Origin of the sequence: Collinsella sp. CLA-ER-H4, assembly GCF_040092395.1 — a bacterium.
In the GTDB taxonomy this organism is placed as follows: domain Bacteria; phylum Actinomycetota; class Coriobacteriia; order Coriobacteriales; family Coriobacteriaceae; genus Collinsella.
On record NZ_JBBNLQ010000030.1, the window covers coordinates 1 to 1184 of the forward strand.

Sequence of the window (1184 nt, forward strand, 5' to 3'; positions counted from 1 at the left end):
GGATCTTGGGCAGCAGCTCGTCGAGCATCCTCGCCTGCTGGGCCATGTCGGGCGTGGTCGATATGTCGCTCGCCACGATCTCCTTGGTGCAGAAGTCCAGCGTCGGGGCCCAGTAGGCCTTGCCGCCGGCCACCTTGAACTCGGTGACGTCCGTCCCCAGCTTCCGCCACGGGGCCCCGGCGTCGAAATCCCTCGCGATCACGTTCTCGAACGTCCTGCCGACGACGCCCCTGTACGAGTTGTACCTGTGGTAGGCCGTCTCGCGTCTGATACCGCAGCGAATCCCCATCTCGCGCATCATCTTGAGCACGGTCTTGTCGGCTATCACGGCCCCCTCTTCCGCCCTGAGGCACATCGCTATCTGCCGGTGTCCGCAGCCGTTGGCGGTGCGCGAGAAGATCTCGGCGGCCGCCTCCCGGAGCTCGGGGCGCGTGGGCCTCGGAGGGTGCGCGAGGGCGTAGTAGTAGGTCGACCTCTTGAGCTCGGCGCATGCGAGCAGGTGCCCGAGCGCGTGCCCCTCGGCGCGCAGGGCCGCGACCGCTTCGGCCTTCGCCCTGGTCAGAGACCGTCCCTCTCGACCAGGGCGCGTAATTTTTTTAGGTAGGCCACCTCCGCCTCGAGCCTTCGGCACCGCTCCTCGAGCTCCTCCTCGCGGGTCCGCGGCCTCGCCCTGGAACCGCTCGGCCGGCCCTTGGGCCTCGGGCGCAGGGCCTCCGCGCCGCCCCGGCGGTATAGCGCGCACCACTTATCGAGCGGCGACATCGACATTATGCCGAACGCCGCCATCGCCTCGGTCTTCGTCATGCCGCCGTCGACGACGGCGGAGGCGGCGGCGACCTTCTGCTCGTATGTGTACCTGCCCTGCTTTCCGTCCATGCGCAGCAGCACCTCGCTCCCGAACGCGCGGTATATCTCCTGCCATCTTCTCACGGCTTCCGCTGGAAGCGAAAGGGCAATCGCGGCAGATTTATACCCGTGCCCGAGCTCGAAGAGCCCTATGGCCGCCTTCCTGGCCTCGACATCATGCTTCACCCTCAAATCAACGCGCATAAAGAAAGTGGAGTGGGTATGATGAATTGGACACCTAGTTAAGAGCGAAAGGTGTTCAAGATGACCCAAAGAAGAAAGCGATACGACAGGCAGTTCAAGGTCTCGGCGGCAAAGGTGGTCCTGTCCGGGGAAAT

Annotated in this window: 2 protein-coding genes; both read right to left on the reverse strand. The window is 64.9% G+C overall.

Translation table 11 applies throughout. From position 1 onward, the window contains the following. A partial coding sequence (locus tag AAAX34_RS09410; RefSeq protein ID WP_349111072.1) for an IS3 family transposase occupies positions 1-631 on the reverse strand: 631 nt, incomplete at its 3' end. Then, positions 559-1050 carry a helix-turn-helix domain-containing protein gene (locus AAAX34_RS09415; protein WP_349111073.1) on the reverse strand — a complete coding sequence of 164 codons (492 nt, stop codon included), beginning with the start codon at positions 1048-1050 and terminating at the stop codon, positions 559-561. The genes AAAX34_RS09415 and AAAX34_RS09410, both read right to left, overlap by 73 nt. Positions 1051-1184 lie beyond the last annotated feature (134 nt).